The sequence below is a fragment of the Comamonas sp. B-9 genome, from assembly GCF_000410635.1.
Classification (GTDB): domain Bacteria; phylum Pseudomonadota; class Gammaproteobacteria; order Burkholderiales; family Burkholderiaceae_C; genus Comamonas.
This window is the reverse complement of the sequence record NZ_KE148618.1, coordinates 20,620-38,917: the sequence shown is the minus strand read 5'-3', so window position 1 is coordinate 38,917 and position 18,298 is coordinate 20,620. Positions and strand designations below refer to the sequence as shown.

The window sequence follows — 18,298 nt, the reverse complement described above, 5'->3', positions numbered from 1 at the left end:
AGCGCGCTCCCCGCGAGCCGCGTGAAGGCCGCCGCGACCGTGGTGCTGAACGTGGTGAGCGCCAGGACCGCCGCAACAACGGTGACGAGGCGGCCCAGCCCCTCAACGCCGTGGCACCGGCCCCCATCAACGCCGATGCGGTGATTGCCTCGCTGCCCTCGCTGGACCTGGAGACCGGCAACCAAGCCGCACCAGCCGGCGATGCAGACGGCGCAACGCCAGAGCGCCGTGAGCGCCGCTCGCGTGACCGCTATGGCCGTGACCGCCGCAACCGTGGTGAGCGCGAGCGCAATGGCCGTGACGAGCAAGCCGAAGGCGACAATGCCGCCGCTGACTCGGGCTTTGGCGCCGATGCCGCCCCTGCCGCCTCCACCATGTCGCAAGATGGCGACGAGGCACCCCGCCGCAGCTACTTCAACGCAGCGCCAGCTGCCGCACCCGTAGAAGCCGCAGCGCCCGCCGTGGCTGATGTAGCTGATGTGGCCGATGCTGCAGCAGCTCCCGCCCCTGTGGCGCAAGCCGAGGTAGCGGTTGCCGCTCCGGAAGCAGCACCCGTGGCCGTTGTCGCCGCTGTGGCCCCTGTCGTGCCTGCAGCGCCTGTCGCAGCAGCACCGGTTGCCGCTCCTGCGCCCGTCGCTGCCGAGCCAGCCAAGGCCGGTCTGCCAGCCATCGCCAGCTACAGCCTGCCACTGGATGCCCTGCACCAGATCGCCAGCACCGCAGGTCTGCAATGGATCAACTCCGATGCCGACAAGATCGCCGCGGTGCAAGCGGCCATTGCGGCCGAGCCCAAGCCCGTGCATGTGCCGCGTGAGCGCCAGCCCGTGGTGCAGATCGACCAGGGCCCGCTGATCCTTGTCGAAACGCGCAAGGATCTGACCGACCTGGTGCTGCCTTTTGAGCGCGAATCCGCTTAAAAACTGCTGACCCCGCAACCCTCAGGCCGGAGCGATCCGGCCTGTTTCATTGATGGAGCCCCTGATGCTGTTTCTGCTCTCGCCTGCCAAGTCCCTGGACTATGAAACCCCGCTGCCCGCCGGCCTGGCCAGCACACAGCCCCAGTTCATTCCCCAGTCCAAGGCCTTGATTGCAGTGCTGCGCACGCAGTCGCCCCAGCAGATCGCCAGCCTGATGGACATCAGCGACAAGCTCGCTGCGCTTAATGTGGCCCGCTATGAGGCCTGGTCGCCCAAGTTCAGCAGCAAGAACGCGCGCCAGGCCATCATGGCCTTCAACGGCGATGTCTACGACGGCCTGCAGGCCCCCACCTTGAACCCCAAGCAGCTCGACTGGGCGCAGTCCCACCTGTGCATGCTCAGCGGCCTCTACGGCGTGCTGCGCCCGCTCGATCTGATGCAGCCCTACCGGCTGGAGATGGGCACGCGCCTGGCAACCGACCAGGGCAGCAACCTCTACCACTTCTGGGGCACGCAGATCGCCGACTACCTCAATGCGCAGCAGGCGGACGAAGACAAGCCCGTCGTCGTCAACCTGGCCTCGCAGGAGTACTTCAAATCGGTCGACCGCAAGGTGCTGCGCGCCCGCGTCATCGACTGCAGCTTTGAAGACTACAAGAACGGCCAGTACAAGATCATCAGCTTCTTTGCCAAGAAGGCACGCGGCCTGATGGCGCGCTACGCGATTGAGCACCAGACCAAGACGCCGGCGGCCTTGAAGAAGTTCAGCACCGCGGGCTACGCCTTCACGCCCGAGGCATCGAGCGAAGACCATTTCGTGTTCAGGCGCAAAGTCGATTGATGCGACTTTGATGCACAATGGGCCGCGAAAGGAATCTGATGACAGCCTCGCAACCCCTCACCCCGGAACTGCGCGCCTGGATCATTGATCAGGCCAGCGCCGGCGTCAGCGCCGACCGCGTCTTCAAAGCGATGTGCGATGCCGGCTGGAACGCCGATGTCGCCGAGTCCGCGATGGAGTCGGTGCTGACCGAGCACCTCGCGCAGTTGCAGGCGAGCCAGGGGACCGCTGCTGCGGCCTCCCAGCCAGCTGCCCTATCCCGTCCCCTGCCCGAGCCCAGCCTGGGCCAATCGCCCTCCAGCATCGATGTCGGTGACCGCGAGGTCAGCGTGCTGCTGGCCCTGCAGCACCCGCGCGTCGTCGTGTTCGGCAATCTGCTGTCCGACGAGGAGTGCGACGCCATCATCGCTGCGGCCGAGCCGCGCATGCAGCGCTCGCTGACCGTCGAGACCAAGACTGGCGGCGAAGAAGTCAATGCCGACCGCACCAGCGACGGCATGTTCTTCCAGCGCGAGGAAACGCCCGCCGTCGCCGCGTTGGAGCGCCGCATCGCCAAGCTGGTCAACTGGCCGGAAAACCATGGCGAAGGCCTGCAGGTGCTGCACTACCGGCCTGGCGCCGAGTACAAGCCGCACTACGACTATTTCGACCCGACCCAGCCGGGCACACCGACGATTTTGAAGCGTGGCGGCCAGCGCCTGGCCACCTTGGTGATCTACCTGAACAACCCGCAAGCTGGCGGCGGCACCAGCTTTCCCGATGTGGGGCTGGAAGTCGCGCCGCGCCGCGGCAATGCGGTGTTCTTCAGCTACCCCGCGCCCGACCCCGCAACCAAAAGCCTGCATGGCGGCTCACCGGTGATTGCCGGCGAGAAATGGATCGCCACCAAGTGGTTGCGCGAGGGCGAATTCAAGTAAACCGCAGCCGCCGCCGGGCCCCCGCGCCGGCAGCGGCCGCTTTTTTTTCCACAGCATGACCGTCTCTCCTTCGCCCGAGCAATCGCCCCTGGGCCAGCGCTCCGCGTACATCGACCAGTACGACCCCACCCTGCTTTTTCCGCTGCCGCGCCAGGCCAAGCGCGACGAGATCGGCCTGCAAGCCGACAAGCTGCCCTTTTTTGGCGCCGACCTGTGGACGGCCTATGAGGTCTCCTGGCTCAACCTGCGCGGCAAGCCCCAGGTGGCGCTGGTGAGCTTCACCATCCCTTGCGAGACGCCCAACATCGTCGAGAGCAAGTCCTTCAAGCTCTACCTCAACAGCTTCAACAACAGCCGCTTTGGCTCGGTCGATGAGGTACGCGCCAAGCTGCTCGCCGATATCAGCGAAGCCGTATGGCGCGGCGCGCCCTACCAGGCCTCGGTCGGTGTGCAGATGATCGACCCCGAGGTATTCGACACCCTGCCACTGCAAGAGCTCGACGGCCTGAACCTGGACCGGCTGGACATCGACTGCGAGCACTACCAGCCCCAACCCCAGCTGCTGCGCGCCGCTTTTGACGAGGCGCCTGTGACCGAGACGCTCAGCAGTCGCCTGCTCAAGAGCAACTGCCTGGTCACCGGCCAGCCCGACTGGGGCAGCGTGCGCATCAGCTACACCGGCCCGCCGATCGACCAGGAACGCCTGCTGCAGTACATCGTGAGCTTTCGCAACCACAACGAGTTCCATGAGCAGTGCGTCGAGCGCATGTTTGTCGATATCTGGAAGCACTGCAAGCCGATCCGCCTGACGGTCTATGCCCGCTACACGCGCCGGGGGGGCCTAGACATCAACCCGCTGCGCACCAGCCAGCCGATGGCCCTGCCGGCCAATATCCGTACTGCACGCCAGTAATCAGTCCAGATCGCCGAACAGCGGCAAGGTGTAGGGGTCGGCCTTGTGCTCGGCAATGGCCGGGCGGCTTTGCGCCTGGCGCAGTGCCTGGCGCATGGCCTGCCAGTCGCCCACCAGGCCTTGCGCCAAGGCCTGCTCCAAAGGCAGCAGCCCACCCACGCGCACCCCCAGGAGCCGCAGGCGCTGGTCCAAAGGCGCGCGCTTCAAGCACTGGCCGGCCGCATGCCGGATGGCGGCGGCATCCTGGGTGTAGAGCGGCAGGCTGTGGTCGCGCGTGGCGATGCGAAAGTCCGGGTAGCGCAGCTTGATGCCAATCGTGCGTCCCACATAGCCCTTGCGCTGCAAATCGGCCGCCACCATCTGGCACAGCTCGGTAAAGATCGCGCCCAGCTCGGCCTTGTCGCGCACCGCATGCAGGTCGCGGTCAAACGTGGTCTCGCGGCTCATCGATACCGGCTCGCTCTCGGTCACCACGGGCCGGTTGTCCCGCCCCCAGCTCGATGCATGCAGCCAGGCGCCGTAGCTGCGGCCAAAGTGTTCCACCAACCAGGGCAGGTCCTTGGCGGCCAGATCGCCCAAGGTGCTGATTCCCAGCGCCTGCAGCTTGGCATCGGCCTTGGGGCCCACGCCATTGATCTTGCGGCAGGCCAGCGGCCAGATCATCGTTTGCAGATCGCTCTCGAGCACGATGGACACGCCATTGGGCTTGTTGAACTCGCTGGCCATCTTGGCCAGCTGCTTGTTGGGAGCCACCCCGACCGAGCAGGTCAGCCTCGTCGCCGCATGGATGGCCTGCTGCATCCGCAGCGCCAGGCTGCGGCCATGGTCTTCCTGGCCGCCTTCGACATGGGTGAAATCGATATAGACCTCGTCCACACCCCGGTCCTCCATCTGCGGCGCCATCGCGGTGATGATGGCCTTGAACTGGCGCGAGAAATGCCGGTAGCGTGCAAAGTCCACCGGCAGCAGAATGGCCTGCGGGCAGAGCTTGGCCGCCTTCATCATGCCCATGGCCGAGCCCACGCCAAAGGCGCGCGCCGGGTAGGTGGCCGTCGTGATCACGCCCCGGCCCACATAGTCCTTGAGCTGAGGAAAGGCCTCGGGCGGGATCTCGTCCAGGCGATCGCCATAGCGGGCTTTCAGCGCCTCATCTTCTGCCCGGCGGCCCCCGCCAATGATGACGGGCAGCCCCTTGAGCTGCGGATAGCGCAGCAGCTCGGCCGAGGCATAGAAGGCATCCATGTCCAGATGCGCAATGCGGCGGCGCGGCGGCAGAACAACAGGCGATGGCGAGGGGGCGGAGCACACCTGGCTATTGTCTCCCAGCGCGGCGCAGCTTGCAGCCGCCAGCCGCGCAAAACCGGCGGCGGAGGCTGCCGAGCCGGCTGCTGCGGGCGATCAGTGGTCGTGGTGCAGATAGGCGGCCTGCTTGGGCAGGCGCAGGCTGAACAAAAAGGCAATCACCATCATCACCGACACATACCAGAAGAAGGCGTTTTCATGGCCGGCGTTCTTCAGTGCCAGCGCCACAAACTCGGCCGAGCCACCAAAAATGGCATTGGCCACCGCATAGGCCAGGCCCACGCCCAGCGCGCGCACTTCGGGCGGGAACATCTCCGCTTTGACGATGCCCGAGATCGAGGTGTAGAAGCTCACAATCGCCAGCGCGACCAGGATCAGCAGGCCGGCCGTCACCGGCGACGAGGCCTGGTGCATGGTCGTCAGAATCGGCACCGTGCCCAGCGCGCCCAGCGCACCAAACAGCATCATGCTGGTGCGCCGGCCAATGCGGTCGGACAGCGCTCCAAACAGCGGCTGCATGCACATGTACACAAAGAGGCACACGGTCATCACATAGCTGGCCGTCTTGATCGGCAGGCCCACGCTGTTGACCAGGTACTTCTGCATATAGGTGGTGAAGGTGTAGAAGATCAGCGAGCCGCCGGCCGTATAGCCCAGCACGGTGACAAAGGCGCGCCAGTGGTGCTTGAACAGGTTGGCCAGGGTGCCGGTGTCCTTGTTCTGCATCGCCTCGGTGGACTGGGTCTCATGCAAGGTGCGGCGCAGCAGCATGGCCACGACAGCGGCCGCAGCGCCCACGACAAACGGAATGCGCCAGCCCCAGGCACGCAGCTCGGCGTCCGTCAGCACCGCTTCCAGAATCACAATCAGCAGCACGGCCAGCAGCTGGCCGCCGATCAGGGTCACATACTGGAACGAAGAGAAAAAGCCGCGCTGGCCCTTGAGGGCCACTTCGCTCATATAGGTGGCCGTGGTGCCATATTCACCGCCCACCGACAGGCCCTGGAACAAACGGCACATCAGCAGCAAAAACGGCGCCCAGGCCCCAATCTGCGCATAGGTGGGCAGGCAGGCAATCACCAAGGAGCCAGCGCACATCATCGTCACCGAGATCAGCATCGATTTCTTGCGGCCATACTTGTCGGCAATGCGGCCAAACAGCCAGCCGCCGATGGGGCGCATCAAAAAGCCGGCGGCAAACACCCCGGCGGTGTTGAGCAGCTGTACGGTGGGATCACCCTTGGGGAAAAAGGCGGCGGCAAAGTAGATGGCCGAGAAGGCATAGACATAGAAGTCAAACCATTCGACCAGGTTGCCCGACGAGGCCGCCATGATGGAGAAGATGCGGTGGCGCTTTTCTTCAGGGCTGTAATGGGGAGGGGTGTTGGCCGAAGTCTGGGCGGCCGATGGCCCAGATCCTGGCACGGAGGGTGTTGTCATTGGAATGGTCCCGTGTAGCAATGCAGACCATGATGCGCCGCCTGCGAGACCCTCTGATGTCAGACGGGCGCTGAATTTCCACCGCCCGCGCCCACCCCATGGGCTAGAGCTGGGTGCAGATCACCACAATGCCGACCAGCATCAGCGCAATGCCCCATTTCTCGTTGCGGCGCAACTGCTCCTTGAGCACCCGGCGCGAGACCAGGTAGCTGAACACCACCTCGACCATGCCCAGGGTACGCACCGATGCGGCGCTTTGCAACGCATAGGCGCTGAACCAGGCGAGCGACGCCGCACTGCCCATGCAGCCCGCCAGCAGCGACACGCGCCAGGCCTTGGCAATGCGCAGCAGCACGCTGCGGTCACGCCAGAGGAACCAGGCCCCCATCGCAAAGGTCTGCATGCACTGCGCAATGAACACGCCCCAGGCGCCCGACAGCAGTGCGCTCGGCGCATTGAGCGCCAGCGCCGCACCCCGAAAGCCCACCGTCGCAATCGCAAAGCAGGCGCCGCAAATGAGGCCATACATCGCAGCCTTGCTGCGCCAGTCGAGCTTGGCGCCGATCTGGCGTGGTGGCAAGGACAGCAGCGCCACGCCAATGGTGGCAATGGCCATCGCTGCCAGCGCCCAGTAGGTGGGCAGCTCGCCCAGAAAGACCGCACCAAACAGCGCCACCTGCAGCACCTCGGTTTTGGACAGGGTCACCGCCACGGCAAAATTGCGCTGCTGCATGGCCAGCAGCAAGGCGCCAGTCGCTGCGATCTGGAAGAACGCGCCCAGCGCCAGCCAGCCAAAATAAGCGCCCGTCCAATGCGCGATCTCAGGCGCCTTCTCGGGCAAGGTGTAGAGCAGCACCAGCGCCAGCCCAGCCAGCGGCAGGCCATAGAGAAAGCGCACCAAGGTGGCGGGCCAGGTGCCCAGGTCGCGGGTCAGCGAGCGCTGCGCCGCATTGCGCGCCGTCTGCGCGATGGCGGCAAACACCACCAGCCCCATCCACCAACCACCCCATTGCATTCCCGCTCCATCAGCCATTAGCGCATCCACTTCATCACCAGGGCCCCGATGGTAGGCGATCACGGCCCCTTGTGCGCCTGCATTTGGCGATGCGAGCCTGCGGCATCAAGAGGGGCCAGCACGCGGCCTGCCCCCTTGCTCCGCTCAATAAGGCTGGGGATAGGTGCCGGGCACCAGAATGCGCTGGTCCACATTGTTGATATTGGTATGGCCGCAAAAGGCCATCGACACATCGAGCTCCTTGTGGATGATCTGCAGCGCGCGCGTCACGCCCTCCTGGCCATAGGCACCCAGGCCGTACAGAAAGCTGCGGCCGATCAAGGTGCCCTGGGCGCCCAGTGCGCGGGCCTTGAGCACATCCTGGCCACTGCGGATGCCACTGTCCAGCCAGACCTCGATGTCCTTGCCAGCAGCCTGCACGATGGAGGGCAGCGCATCAATCGTCGCAGGCGCGCCATCGAGCTGGCGGCCGCCATGGTTGCTGACGATCAGCGCGTCCGCACCCGTCTCGGCAGCCAGCCGTGCGTCGTCGGCCTCCATGATGCCCTTGAGGATCAGCTTGCCACCCCAGCGCTTCTTGATCCACTCCACATCACCCCAGTTCAGGCAGGGGTCGAACTGGTCGGCCGTCCACGACGACAGCGAGCTCACGTCGGCGACGCCATCGACATGGCCGACGATATTGCCAAAGGTGCGGCGCTTGGTGCCCAGCATGCCCATGCACCAGCGCGGCTTGGTCGCCAGGTTGATGAGGTTCTTGATCGTCGGCTTGGGTGGTGTGGACAGGCCGTTCTTGATGTCCTTGTGGCGCTGGCCCAGGATCTGCAGATCCAGCGTGAGCTGCAGCGCCGAGCAGTTGGCCGCCTTGGCGCGGTCGATCAGGCGCTCCATAAAGCCCCGGTCGCGCATCACATAGAGCTGGAACCAGAACGGATGGCGGCCGGTGTGCTCGGCCACATCCTCGAGCGAGCAGATGCTCATCGTCGACAAGGTGAACGGGATGCCGAAGGCCTTGGCCGCGCGGGCCGCCAGGATTTCGCCATCGGCATGCTGCATGCCCGTGAGGCCCGTGGGCGCAATCGCGACGGGCATGCTGACCTCCTGCCCCACCATGGTGCTGCGCGTGCTGCGCCCTTCCATATTGACTGCCACGCGCTGGCGCAGCTTGACCTTGTGGAAGGCCGCTTCGTTGTCGCGGTAGGTGCCCTGGGTGTAGGAGCCCGAGTCCGCATAGTCGTAAAACATCCGCGGCACACGCTTTTCGGCCACGGCGCGCAAATCTTCAATACATGTGATCTTGGATAAATCAGCCACAAATCTTCCTTGTTATCAAGCCACTGCAGCGGCGCTGGTGGCCAGGCCCCTGTGTAACCCGCTGTGCCCGGCGTCCTTGTCACGCAGGCGGCAAACCCCACAGCTTCGTTACAAGAGCTAGGGGTTTTACAGGACTGCAGGCAGCCAGTTAGGCCGACATTATGTCGATGTTCTATCCATCCAGGTGTTTTTGTAATAACAGCGGCCCATGCCCGGCCCCCCGGCCGCGCGCTTGCGCTGCACTACAACGAGGAGTCAGGCATGGTTTGGCAACAGATCTACAACCCGGTGGGCAATATGGTGCTCTCCACCCTGCTGGCGGCGCTGCCGGTGGTCGTCATGCTCGTCGGGCTGGGTTTTCTCCACCTCAAGGCCCATATTGCGGCCGGCGCCGGCCTGGTCTGCGCCCTGCTCATCGCGATCGTGGTCTATGGCATGCCGGCCGATATGGCGGGCCGCGCAGCGGTCTTTGGGGGGCTCACGGGCCTGCTGCCCATTGGCTGGATCGTGCTGAACATCATCTTTTTGCACCAGCTCACAGAGCACAACGGCAGCTTCAAGATCCTGCAGGACTCGATTGCCGGCATCACCGAGGACCGGCGTATCCAGCTGCTGCTGATCGCCTTTGCCTTTGGCGCCTTTTTTGAAGGGGCGGCGGGCTTTGGCACGCCGGTGGCGGTCACGGCGGCGATCCTGATCGGCCTGGGATTCTCACCTTTGGCTGCCTCGGGCCTGTCGCTGATTGCCAATACCGCGCCCGTCGCCTTTGGCGCGCTGGGCACGCCGGTGATCACCCTGGCCAAGGTCCATGGCTATGACGTGATGGAGGTCACCGCGATGGTGGGCCGCCAGCTGCCCTTCTTCTCGGTGCTGGTTCCGTTCTGGCTGATCTGGGCCTTTGCCGGCCGCAAGGCGATGGTGGAGATCTGGCCGGCCATCCTGGTCACCGGCCTGTCTTTTGCAATCCCACAGTACCTGGTGTCCAACTTCATCGGCCCGGAGCTGGTCGACATCATTGCCGCCATCGTCTCCATGGGCTGCCTGATCGGCTTTCTGCGCGTGTGGCAGCCCAAGACCATCTGGCGCAGCACCTCGCTCAAGGGCCGCGACACCAGCGAAGACACCACGGCCAAGCCCCGCGCCGTGGTGGCCCATGCCCGCGCCGATGTGATCCGCGCCTGGACGCCTTGGGCCATCCTGACCGTGTTTGTGTTCATCTGGGGCCTGCCTTCGGTCAAGGCCGCGCTCAACGGCCTGTTTGCGCCGTCCTTCCCGATGACGGGGCTGCACAACATGATCGAGAAGGTGCCGCCCGTGGTGCCCCAGCCCACCAAGGAAGGTGCGGTCTATGTGCTCAACCTGCTGTCGGCCACCGGCACCGGCATTCTGCTGTCGGCCATCGTCGGCGGCCTGGTGATGAAGTACAGCCCACTGACCCTCATCAAGCAGTTCTTCAAGACGATCTGGCTGGTGCGTTTTTCACTGCTGACCATTGTGCTGATGCTGGCGCTGGGCACGCTCACCCGCTACTCCGGCACCGACACTACCTTGGGCCTGGCCTTTGCCAACACCGGCGTGTTCTACCCCTTCTTTGGCACGATGATGGGCTGGCTGGGGGTGGCGCTGACGGGCTCGGACACGGCGTCCAACGTGCTGTTTGGCGGCATGCAGAAGGTGGCTGCCGAGCAGCTGGGCCTGTCACCCAACCTGATGGGCGCGGCCAACAGCTCGGGCGGCGTGATGGGCAAGATGATCGATGCCCAGTCCATCGTCGTGGCCTCTACCGCCACGCGCTGGTTCAACCATGAGGGCGACATCCTGCGCTACGTGTTCTTCCACTCCGTCGCGCTCGCCACCTTGGTGGGCATCTTTGTCACCCTGCAGGCCTATGTCTACCCCTTCACCTTGATGGTGGTGAAGTAAGTACCACGGGGCTCCCAGAGGAGCCCCTTTCATCGCATCCCAGTTGTTAAACAGCAGGGACCGCAGGGTTCAGGCTGTACAAGCCGGTGATGCTGGCCTGGCCCAGCACGGGTGCCTTGGCCAGCGCGGCGCGCACATTGGCCCCCGTCAGTGCACCCTCGACTGCCAAGCTGGGCGTGGCTAGCGCATAGACCGTAAACACATAGTGGTGCACCAGGCTGTCGTTCCAGGGTGGGCAGGGGCCGTCGTAGCCGTAGTACTCGCCTTGCATCTGCGCATCGGCGGCAAACCAGCCGGTGTAGTCGTTGATGCCATGGCGCAGGCCCTGGTGCGCAGCCGGGCCGGGCTTGCCATGGGCGGTGATGCCGTCCGACTGTGCACCGGCGGCGATCTCGGTGGTGCCCACTGGAATGTCCAGCAGCAGCCAGTGGTAGAAATCGACGCGCGGCAGATCGGCTGGCACCGTGCGGCCTTCCTGGTTCACATCGTCGCCCCGACTGGGCACATCGGGGTCATGGCAGACGATGACAAAGGACTGGGTGCCGGCGGGCACATCGCGCCAGGCCAGGTGCGGATTGCGGTTGGACGACAGCAAGACATGGGCTGTCGCATCGGGCACGGCAAAAGCGAACTCGCCAGGAATGGCCTGGCCGTCTTGAAAGCTGTGGCTGCTGAGCTGCATCTGATAAATCCTTTGCGGGTATGAAAAAGCCAAAGGGCCTCGACCGGGGTCGGGGCACTTTGGCAAATTCTAGGGGGCTGCTGCGCAGCTGTCAGTCATCCCCCACCCGCAAAACGGTAGGGCCAGGCCTCAATGCCCGCCGATATAGGCGAACTTGAACAGGAACAGCCCCGCAATGATCCAGACCATCCAGTGCACCTCACGGGCGCGGCCGGTGAACAGCTTGATGGCCGCGTAGGAGATAAAGCCAAAGGCCAGGCCGTTGGCGATCGAGTAGGTAAAGGGCATCATCACGGCGGTGATGGCGGCAGGAATGGCCTCGGTGGTATCGGCCCAGTCCACCTCGGTCAGCTCCTTGAGCATCAGACAGGCTACAAACAGCAGCGCGGGTGCGGTGGCGTAAGCGGGCACCGAGCCGGCCAAAGGCGCAATGAACAGGCAGGCCAGGAAAAGCACCGCCACCGTGACGGCCGTCAGGCCCGTGCGGCCACCGGCCTGCACGCCCGAGGCGCTCTCGACATAGGCGGTGGCGCTGGACGTACCCAGCAGCGAGCCGGCAAAGATCGCGCCGCTGTCGGCCAGCAGCGAGCGGTGAAAGCGCTCCATCTTGCCGGGCACCAGGAGGCCGGCGCGCTTGGCCACACCCATCAGGGTGCCGGTGGCATCAAACAGCTCGACCAGAAAGAACACCAGCACCACATTCAGAAAACCACTGGACAGCGCGGTCTTGATATCGAGCTGCAGGAAGGTCGGCGCAATCGACGGCGGCGCCGAGAACACACCCTGGAATTGGTTGCCGCCAAAGATGAAGGAGGCCACGGTGACGGCCAGAATGCCGATCAGGATGGCGCCGGGCACACGCAGGCGGTCGAGCACCACGATCAGGAAAAAGCCCAGCGTGAACAGGATCACCGATGGCGAATGCAGATCACCCAAGGTTACCAAGGTGGCCTTGGATTCGACCACCACGCCGGCACTCTTGAGCGCAATCAGCGCCAGAAAGAGCCCGATACCGACGGTGATGGCCACGCGGATCGAAGCCGGTATGCCATTAATGATCTGGTCGCGTATGCGAAAGATGGTCACCAGCAAGAACAGGCACCCCGAGACAAAGACCGCCCCCAGCGCCGCCTGCCAGGTGTAGCCCATGCCCAGCACCACCACATAGGCAAAGTAGGCGTTCAGCCCCATGCCCGGCGCAATCGCAATCGGGTAGTTCGCATACAGGCCCATCAGCACCGAGCCCAGCGCCGCAATCAGGCAGGTGGCGACAAACACCGAGCCCTTGGGCATGCCCGCATCCCCCAGAATGGAGGGGTTGACGAACATGATGTAGGCCATCGTCAAAAAGGTGGTGATCCCCGCCAGCACCTCGGTCCGCACCGTTGTGCCGTGCTCTCCCAGCTTGAAATATTTGTCCAGCGCGCTCATGGCTGCTCCTCGTGGTTATGCATCGTTAATGGGAAGCTGATTTCTATCGAAGGCGGCGAGTATCGCAGCTGCCCGCGCAGGCTGCCGGCTCGCAGCGTCAAAGCCCTGTCTGCACGGCCGCGATGGCGTCGAGCACCGCCTCGGCCGTGGCCGGTGCCCGCAGCGGCGGGCAGCAACCGGGCGCGCCGATGGCGGCCACCGCATCGCGTATCGCAAACAGCACCGAGAACGGCAGCAGCAGCGGCGGCTCGCCCACCGCCTTGCTGCGGTGGATGGTCTCGTGCGGGTTGGCGCCGTCAAACAGCTGCACATTCAGCACGGGCGGGCAGTCGTTGGCGGTCGGGATCTTGTAGGTGCTGGGGGCATGGGTCATCAAGGCGCCGGTCTTGGGGTGCCAGACCAGCTGCTCCATCGTGAGCCAGCCCATGCCCTGGATAAACGCGCCCTCGACCTGGCCAATGTCCACGGCCGGGTTCAGCGACTGGCCCACATCATGGATCACATCGGCGCGCAGCAGCTTGCTCTCGCCGGTCAAGGTGTCCACCACCACCTCGCTGACGGCCGCGCCGTAGGCAAAGTAGAAGAAGGGCCGGCCGCGCATCGCTGCCGCATCCCAAGACAGGCCAGGCGTCGCATAAAAGCCATCGGACCACAGCTGCACCCGCTCCAGATAGGCCTGTTTGACCAGGGCCTCAAAACGCAGGCTCTGGCCCGCGCAGTGCACCTCGTCATTGACAAAGCGCACCGCGGCCGGATCGGCCCCATGCTGGGCTGCCAGGCAGGCGGCCAGGCGCTCGCGGATCTGGCGCGCCGCATCCTGCGCGGCCTTGCCGTTCAGGTCGGTGCCGGTCGATGCCGCTGTCGCCGAGGTGTTGGCCACCTTGGTCGTGTCAGTGGCCGTCACCCGCACGCGCTCAAAGGCCACGCCCAGCTCATGCGCCACCACCTGGGCCACCTTGGTGTTCAGACCCTGGCCCATCTCGGTGCCACCGTGGTTGACGAGGATGGAGCCATCGTTGTAGACATGGACCAGGGCGCCGGCTTGGTTGAAGTGCTTGACGTTGAAGGAGATGCCGAACTTGACCGGCGTCAGCGCCAGGCCGCGCTTGAGCACGGGGCTCATGGCATTGAAGGCCTCGACCTGCGCGCGCCGCGCCCGGTAGTCGCTGCGCGCCTCCAGCTGCGCCACCAGCTCGTCGATGATGTTGTCGTCCACCTCCTGGCCATAGGGCGTGCACTGGCCGCTGTCCTTGGCATAGAAGTTCGCGCGCCGCACATCGAGCGCATCCTTGCCCAGCTGCCGCGCGATCGAGTCCATGATGTTCTCCATCACGATCGCGCCCTGCGGCCCGCCAAAGCCGCGAAACGCGGTATTGCTCTGGGTATTGGTCTTGCCCATGAAGCCGCGCATGCGCACATTGGGCAGCCAGTAGGCATTGTCGAAATGGCAGAGCGCACGGGTCATCACCGGCGCCGACAGATCGGCCGAATGCCCGGCCCGCGAGACCATGGTCACCTCGGCGCCCAGAATGCGGCCGGCATCGTCATAGCCAATGTCGTACTCGTACCAGAAGCAATGGCGCCGGCCGGTGATCATGAAGTCATCGTCGCGGTCCAGCCGCAGCTTGACGGGCCGGCCCAGCTTGCGCGCCGCCACCGCTGCCACGCAGGCAAACAGCGCCGATTGCGATTCCTTGCCACCAAAGCCGCCACCCATGCGCCGGCATTCCACATGCACCGCATGCGACTGCACGCCCAGCGCATGCGCCACCAGGTGCTGCATCTCGCTGGGGTGCTGGGTGGAGCAGAACACATGCATCGCGCCACCCTCCTTGGGGATCGCATAGCTGATCTGGCCTTCGAGGTAGAACTGCTCCTGGCCGCCCACCTCCCAGCTGCCCTGCAGGCGGTGCGGGGCCTGGGCAATGGCCTGGGGGGCGCCGCCGGCATCGGTCTCGCGCACCAGTTGCATCGGCGGCATCACATACTGGCCCAGCGCATGGGCCTGCTGCGGCGTCAGCACCGGTTCGGCCTCCTCTACCGTGACCAGCTTGCGCGCCATGGCCGCCACGCGCCGCGCGGTTTGCCTGTCGCGGGCCAGCACCGCAAACATCGGCTGGCCCAGGTAGCGGATCTCGCCATCGCAGAGGATGGGGTCGTCATGGATGATGGAGCCGCAGTCATTGACGCCGGGAATATCGGCCGCCGTCAGCACCGCCACCACACCGGGCTGGGCGCGCAGCGCGTCCAGATCCATGGACAGCAGGCGGCCATGGGCCACCGGAGACAGGCCCAGCGCGCAATGCAGGCTGCCAGCCAGCTCGGGCATATCGTCGATATAGGCGGCCTCGCCGGCCACATGCCAGGCGGCAGACTCATGGCTGCGGCTGATGCCAACCTGGTGGCCCTGCTGGCGGGCCCGCGCTTCCTGCGCCACATCGATGCGCGCCTTTTGGTTGTCACGGTAATCGGCAAAGGCTTCGGCGCCTGCCAACACATGCTTGGGGATCGAGGTGTTCATATCAGGCTCCGGTGGCTGCGGCCTGCGAGGCCTGGGCGCTGCGGACCATGTGCGGCATCGCGGCCCAGACGGTGGTGGCATCGGCTGGCAAGGGGGCATCGGCCCGGGTCTCCAGCCACAGGCGCTGCAGCAGGTTCTGCGCTACCTTGAGGCGGTAGGCGGCGCTCGCCCGCATATCGGTCATTGGTTGAAAATCCTCGGCCAGCGCGGCCTGGGCGCGCTGCACCGCCTGGGCCGTCCAGGCCTGGCCCAGCAGCGCAGCTTCTGCCTTGGCGGCGCGCCGCACCGTGGCCGCCATGCCGCCAAAGGCCAGGCGCACGGTCTCCACCTGGCCCTGGGCATCCAGCTGCAGCGAAAAGCCCGCGCACAGTGCCGAGATGTCGCAGTCAAAGCGCTTGCTGATCTTGTAGGCCCGCACCTGGCGCGCCTGCACCGCCAGCGGCACGCGCAGGCCCTGCACCCATTCGCCGGGCTCCAGCTGATTCTTCATGTAGTCCACATAAAAATCGGTCAGCGGCATACGCCGCAGGCGCTCGCCCAGGCGCAGCTCGATCTCGGCATCCAGCGCCATCAGCACCGGCGGGGCATCGCCAATCGGCGAGCCATTGGCCACATTGCCGCCCATGGTGCCGGCATGGCGCACGGGCGGCGATGCAAAGCGCAGCCAGACCTCGGTGAGCGTCGGAAAGCGCTGGGCCAGCGCGGCCCAGGCAGATTCGAGCGAAGCACCCGCGCCAATGCAAAGCATGCCATCGCGCTCTTCGATGCGGCGCAGCTCCGCCACGCGCCCCACGGCAATCAAATCGCCCAGCGGCCGGAACTGCTTGTTGATCCACAAGGCCACATCGGTGGTGCCGCCGATCATGCGGGCATCGGGCAGCGCGGCGCGCAGCTGGGCCAGGCTCTCAACGCTGGCCGGCGCATGGAAATGCTGGGGCTGGCCGCCACTGGGGCGGTAGGCATAGCTCCAGTCAGCATCGCTGCGCAGCGCCTGCAGGGCCGTCACCACGGGCGCCGCATCCAGCTGGCGGGCGGGCAGGTCCAGCATCTGCTGGCCGGCATCCAGAATGGGCCGGTAGCCGGTGCAGCGGCAGAGGTTGCCAGAGAGCGCATCGGCCAGCTGCTGGCGCGTGGGCGCCGCGCCTTGCTGCGCCTGCTGCCGTTCATACACGGACCACAGCGACATGACAAAACCGGGCGTGCAAAAGCCGCATTGCGAGCCATGGCAGTCCACCATGGCCTGCTGCACCGGGTGCAGATCGCTACAGGGCTGGCCGGCATCTTTGGGCCGGCAGCTGGTCTTCATGTCTTCCACCGTAAAGAGCGCCTTGCCATGCAGGCTGGGCAACAGCTGGATGCAGGCATTGACGGTCTGCAGCTTGAGGCCTTGCACGGCCTGCGGATCGCCCGGCTCGGCCAGCTCAGCGAGCATCACCGTGCAGGCGCCGCAATCGCCTTCGTTGCAGCCCTCCTTGGTGCCGGTGCAGCGCGCGTCCTCGCGCAGCCAGTCCAGCACACTGCGCGTGGGGGCCAGGCCTTCAACTTCGGTGATACGGCCTTGGTGGTAGAAACGGATGGCTTGTGGGGCGGTCATGGGGCTCATGGTGGGACTCGGTCGGGCATTGCCCGCCGTTCTGCAAAACTGTGTACAAGCGTAGTGTGCCGCGCAGCGCTGGCCATAACAAGCCAGCGATAGGCGCTATGGTGCAGCGCATATATTTTTGGGTTAACCCGCATCTTTCTGGCCCGCAAAAACGTAAGCAATGGTCGCGCCTTGCGGGTTTACCAGGGCTGCGGCCATGGCAAGCAGGTATATTGCCTGGATGATGTTCCGCCGCCCCCACCCTGCGATGCGCCAGCTCGCCACCGCCGTCAGCCTGGGCCTTGCCGCCTGCGCCGTATTTGCCCAGACCAGCGCACCGCAAGAGCCGCCGAATCTGAGCCAGGCCGAGTTCCAGTCCTGTTTGAGCGAGCTGCGCAGCAGCAAGGCCTTTGCCGCCATCACCCCCGCCACCTTCAGCCAGTACACCGCCCAGCTCCAGCCCGATGCCACGGTGCTGCCGCTCCTCAACCGCCAGCCCGAGTTCACGATGCCCGTCTGGGACTACATCGCCGTGCTGGTCGACGAGCAGCGCGTGGCCGAAGGCCGCGCCGCCTATGCCAAGTGGAAGGACACCCTGGACAAGATCGAGCAGAGCACGGGCGTTGCCCCGCAGATCGTCATCGGCGTCTGGGGCGTGGAGAGCAACTTCGGCCAGAACCTGGGCGGGCGCTCGCTGGTGCAGTCGCTGGGCACCCTGTCCTGCTTTGGCCGCCGCCAGGCCTATTTCCGGGGCGAGTTCGCCAGCGCGCTGCGCATTCTGCAAGAAGGCCATATTGCCGAGTCCAAGCTGGTGGGCTCCTGGGCAGGCGCCTTTGGCCAGACCCAGTTCATGCCCTCCACCTTCTTCCGCAGCGCGGTGGACTTTGACGGCGATGGCCGCCGCGACATCGTCGACAGCGTGCCCGATGCGCTGGCCTCGACCGCCATGTTCCTGAAGAACGCCGGCTACCGCCCGGGCCAGCCCTGGGGCTTTGAGGTCGCGCTGCCCGGCAGCCTCAACATTGCCGATGCCAGCCGCAAGAACAAGAAGCCGATTGCCTTCTGGCGCTCGGCCGGCGTCACCCTGGCCAATGGCGATCCGCTGCCCGATTCGCTGCCATCGGCTGGCCTGATGATTCCCGCCGCCGGTGGTCCGGCCTTCCTGGTGGGGCGCAATTTTGATGCGCTCTACAGCTATAACGCCTCGGAAAACTATGGCCTGGCCATTGCGCAGCTGTCCAACCTGGTGGCCGACACCAAGCAGAGCCAGATCAGCTTTGTCACCCCCTGGCCCACCGACGACCTGGGCCTGTCGCGCGCGCAGAACAAGGAGCTGCAGCAGGCGCTGCTGACCCGTGGCTATGCGATTGGCGAGCCCGACGGCATGATAGGCGCCAAGACGCGCGAAGCCATCAAGGCCGAGCAAAACCGCCTGGGCATGAAGGCCGATGGCCGCGCGGGCCAAAAGCTGCTGCGTGCGCTCGCCAACTGATACCGCTC

At 65.3% G+C, this 18,298-nt stretch carries 13 protein-coding genes and 1 pseudogene; 6 read left to right on the top strand and 8 right to left on the bottom strand.

Annotation, left to right across the window (positions count from 1 at the left end; all coding sequences use genetic code 11):
- The 4 genes and pseudogenes from H928_RS32475 to queF all read left to right on the top strand — a co-directional run.
- Positions 1–917 (top strand): annotated as a pseudogene (locus H928_RS32475) (ribonuclease E/G); the annotation flags it as partial.
- A 64-nt stretch (positions 918–981) separates the two neighbouring features.
- Positions 982–1,758, top strand: a complete 777-nt coding sequence (gene yaaA / locus H928_RS0117020) for a peroxide stress protein YaaA (RefSeq protein ID WP_027011056.1) — start codon at positions 982–984, stop codon at positions 1,756–1,758.
- A 38-nt stretch (positions 1,759–1,796) separates the two neighbouring features.
- Positions 1,797–2,675 (top strand): 2-oxoglutarate-dependent dioxygenase, encoded by an 879-nt coding sequence (locus H928_RS0117015; protein WP_021027588.1) that lies wholly within the window; start codon positions 1,797–1,799, stop codon positions 2,673–2,675.
- Between the two features lie 55 nt (positions 2,676–2,730).
- Positions 2,731–3,588, top strand: a complete 858-nt coding sequence (gene queF, locus H928_RS0117010) for an NADPH-dependent 7-cyano-7-deazaguanine reductase QueF (protein ID WP_021027587.1) — start codon at positions 2,731–2,733, stop codon at positions 3,586–3,588.
- Here queF and H928_RS0117005 read toward each other — a convergent pair whose 3' ends face one another.
- The 4 genes from H928_RS0117005 to H928_RS0116990 form a co-directional block, all read right to left on the bottom strand.
- A complete protein-coding gene (locus H928_RS0117005) occupies positions 3,589–4,830 on the bottom strand; it encodes a DNA polymerase IV (RefSeq protein WP_084635851.1) in 1,242 nt (413 codons plus the stop codon).
- 156 nt (positions 4,831–4,986) lie between these two features.
- Positions 4,987–6,330: an MFS family transporter gene (locus tag H928_RS0117000; protein ID WP_043340784.1), complete on the bottom strand. Its 1,344-nt coding sequence runs from the start codon at positions 6,328–6,330 to the stop codon at positions 4,987–4,989.
- Positions 6,331–6,433: 103 nt separating this feature from the next.
- Positions 6,434–7,345, bottom strand: a complete 912-nt coding sequence (locus H928_RS0116995) for a DMT family transporter (protein WP_021027584.1) — start codon at positions 7,343–7,345, stop codon at positions 6,434–6,436.
- Positions 7,346–7,489: 144 nt separating this feature from the next.
- Positions 7,490–8,659, bottom strand: coding sequence for an alpha-hydroxy acid oxidase (locus H928_RS0116990; RefSeq protein ID WP_027011054.1), 1,170 nt, complete (start codon positions 8,657–8,659; stop codon positions 7,490–7,492).
- 261 nt (positions 8,660–8,920) lie between these two features.
- Between H928_RS0116990 and H928_RS0116985 the strand changes: the two genes are divergently transcribed.
- Positions 8,921–10,582 carry an L-lactate permease gene (locus H928_RS0116985; protein WP_021027582.1) on the top strand — a complete coding sequence of 554 codons (1,662 nt, stop codon included), beginning with the start codon at positions 8,921–8,923 and terminating at the stop codon, positions 10,580–10,582.
- Positions 10,583–10,628: 46 nt separating this feature from the next.
- On the opposite strand, the gene H928_RS0116980 is transcribed toward H928_RS0116985, so the two are convergent.
- The 4 genes from H928_RS0116980 to xdhA form a co-directional block, all read right to left on the bottom strand.
- Positions 10,629–11,264 carry a YbhB/YbcL family Raf kinase inhibitor-like protein gene (locus tag H928_RS0116980; RefSeq protein ID WP_021027581.1) on the bottom strand — a complete coding sequence of 212 codons (636 nt, stop codon included), beginning with the start codon at positions 11,262–11,264 and terminating at the stop codon, positions 10,629–10,631.
- Between the two features lie 129 nt (positions 11,265–11,393).
- Positions 11,394–12,695: an NCS2 family permease gene (locus tag H928_RS0116975; protein ID WP_021027580.1), complete on the bottom strand. Its 1,302-nt coding sequence runs from the start codon at positions 12,693–12,695 to the stop codon at positions 11,394–11,396.
- Between the two features lie 97 nt (positions 12,696–12,792).
- Positions 12,793–15,216: a xanthine dehydrogenase molybdopterin binding subunit gene (gene xdhB, locus H928_RS0116970; protein ID WP_021027579.1), complete on the bottom strand. Its 2,424-nt coding sequence runs from the start codon at positions 15,214–15,216 to the stop codon at positions 12,793–12,795.
- A gap of 1 nt (position 15,217) precedes the next feature.
- Entirely contained in the window at positions 15,218–16,819 is a 1,602-nt protein-coding gene (xdhA, locus tag H928_RS0116965; protein WP_021027578.1) for a xanthine dehydrogenase small subunit, read from the bottom strand.
- 196 nt (positions 16,820–17,015) lie between these two features.
- Between xdhA and H928_RS0116960 the strand changes: the two genes are divergently transcribed.
- The gene (locus tag H928_RS0116960) at positions 17,016–18,290 is read left to right on the top strand and encodes a lytic murein transglycosylase (protein ID WP_239644995.1); all 1,275 of its coding nucleotides are present in this window, start codon (positions 17,016–17,018) and stop codon (positions 18,288–18,290) included.
- The last annotated feature ends 8 nt before the right edge of the window (positions 18,291–18,298 follow it).

Excerpts from the sequence above, each read along its gene's own strand:
- yaaA (WP_027011056.1), top strand. The coding sequence starts at position 982 with ATGCTGTTTCTGCTCTCGCCTGCCAAGTCCCTGGACTATGAAACCCCG.
- H928_RS0117015 (WP_021027588.1), top strand. The coding sequence starts at position 1,797 with ATGACAGCCTCGCAACCCCTCACCCCGGAACTGCGCGCCTGGATCATT.
- queF (WP_021027587.1), top strand. The coding sequence starts at position 2,731 with ATGACCGTCTCTCCTTCGCCCGAGCAATCGCCCCTGGGCCAGCGCTCC.
- H928_RS0117005 (WP_084635851.1), bottom strand. The coding sequence starts at position 4,830 with ATGGATGCCTTCTATGCCTCGGCCGAGCTGCTGCGCTATCCGCAGCTC.
- H928_RS0117000 (WP_043340784.1), bottom strand. The coding sequence starts at position 6,330 with ATGACAACACCCTCCGTGCCAGGATCTGGGCCATCGGCCGCCCAGACT.
- H928_RS0116995 (WP_021027584.1), bottom strand. The coding sequence starts at position 7,345 with ATGCAATGGGGTGGTTGGTGGATGGGGCTGGTGGTGTTTGCCGCCATC.
- H928_RS0116985 (WP_021027582.1), top strand. The coding sequence starts at position 8,921 with ATGGTTTGGCAACAGATCTACAACCCGGTGGGCAATATGGTGCTCTCC.
- H928_RS0116980 (WP_021027581.1), bottom strand. The coding sequence starts at position 11,264 with ATGCAGCTCAGCAGCCACAGCTTTCAAGACGGCCAGGCCATTCCTGGC.
- H928_RS0116975 (WP_021027580.1), bottom strand. The coding sequence starts at position 12,695 with ATGAGCGCGCTGGACAAATATTTCAAGCTGGGAGAGCACGGCACAACG.
- xdhB (WP_021027579.1), bottom strand. The coding sequence starts at position 15,216 with ATGAACACCTCGATCCCCAAGCATGTGTTGGCAGGCGCCGAAGCCTTT.
- xdhA (WP_021027578.1), bottom strand. The coding sequence starts at position 16,819 with ATGAGCCCCATGACCGCCCCACAAGCCATCCGTTTCTACCACCAAGGC.
- H928_RS0116960 (WP_239644995.1), top strand. The coding sequence starts at position 17,016 with ATGGCAAGCAGGTATATTGCCTGGATGATGTTCCGCCGCCCCCACCCT.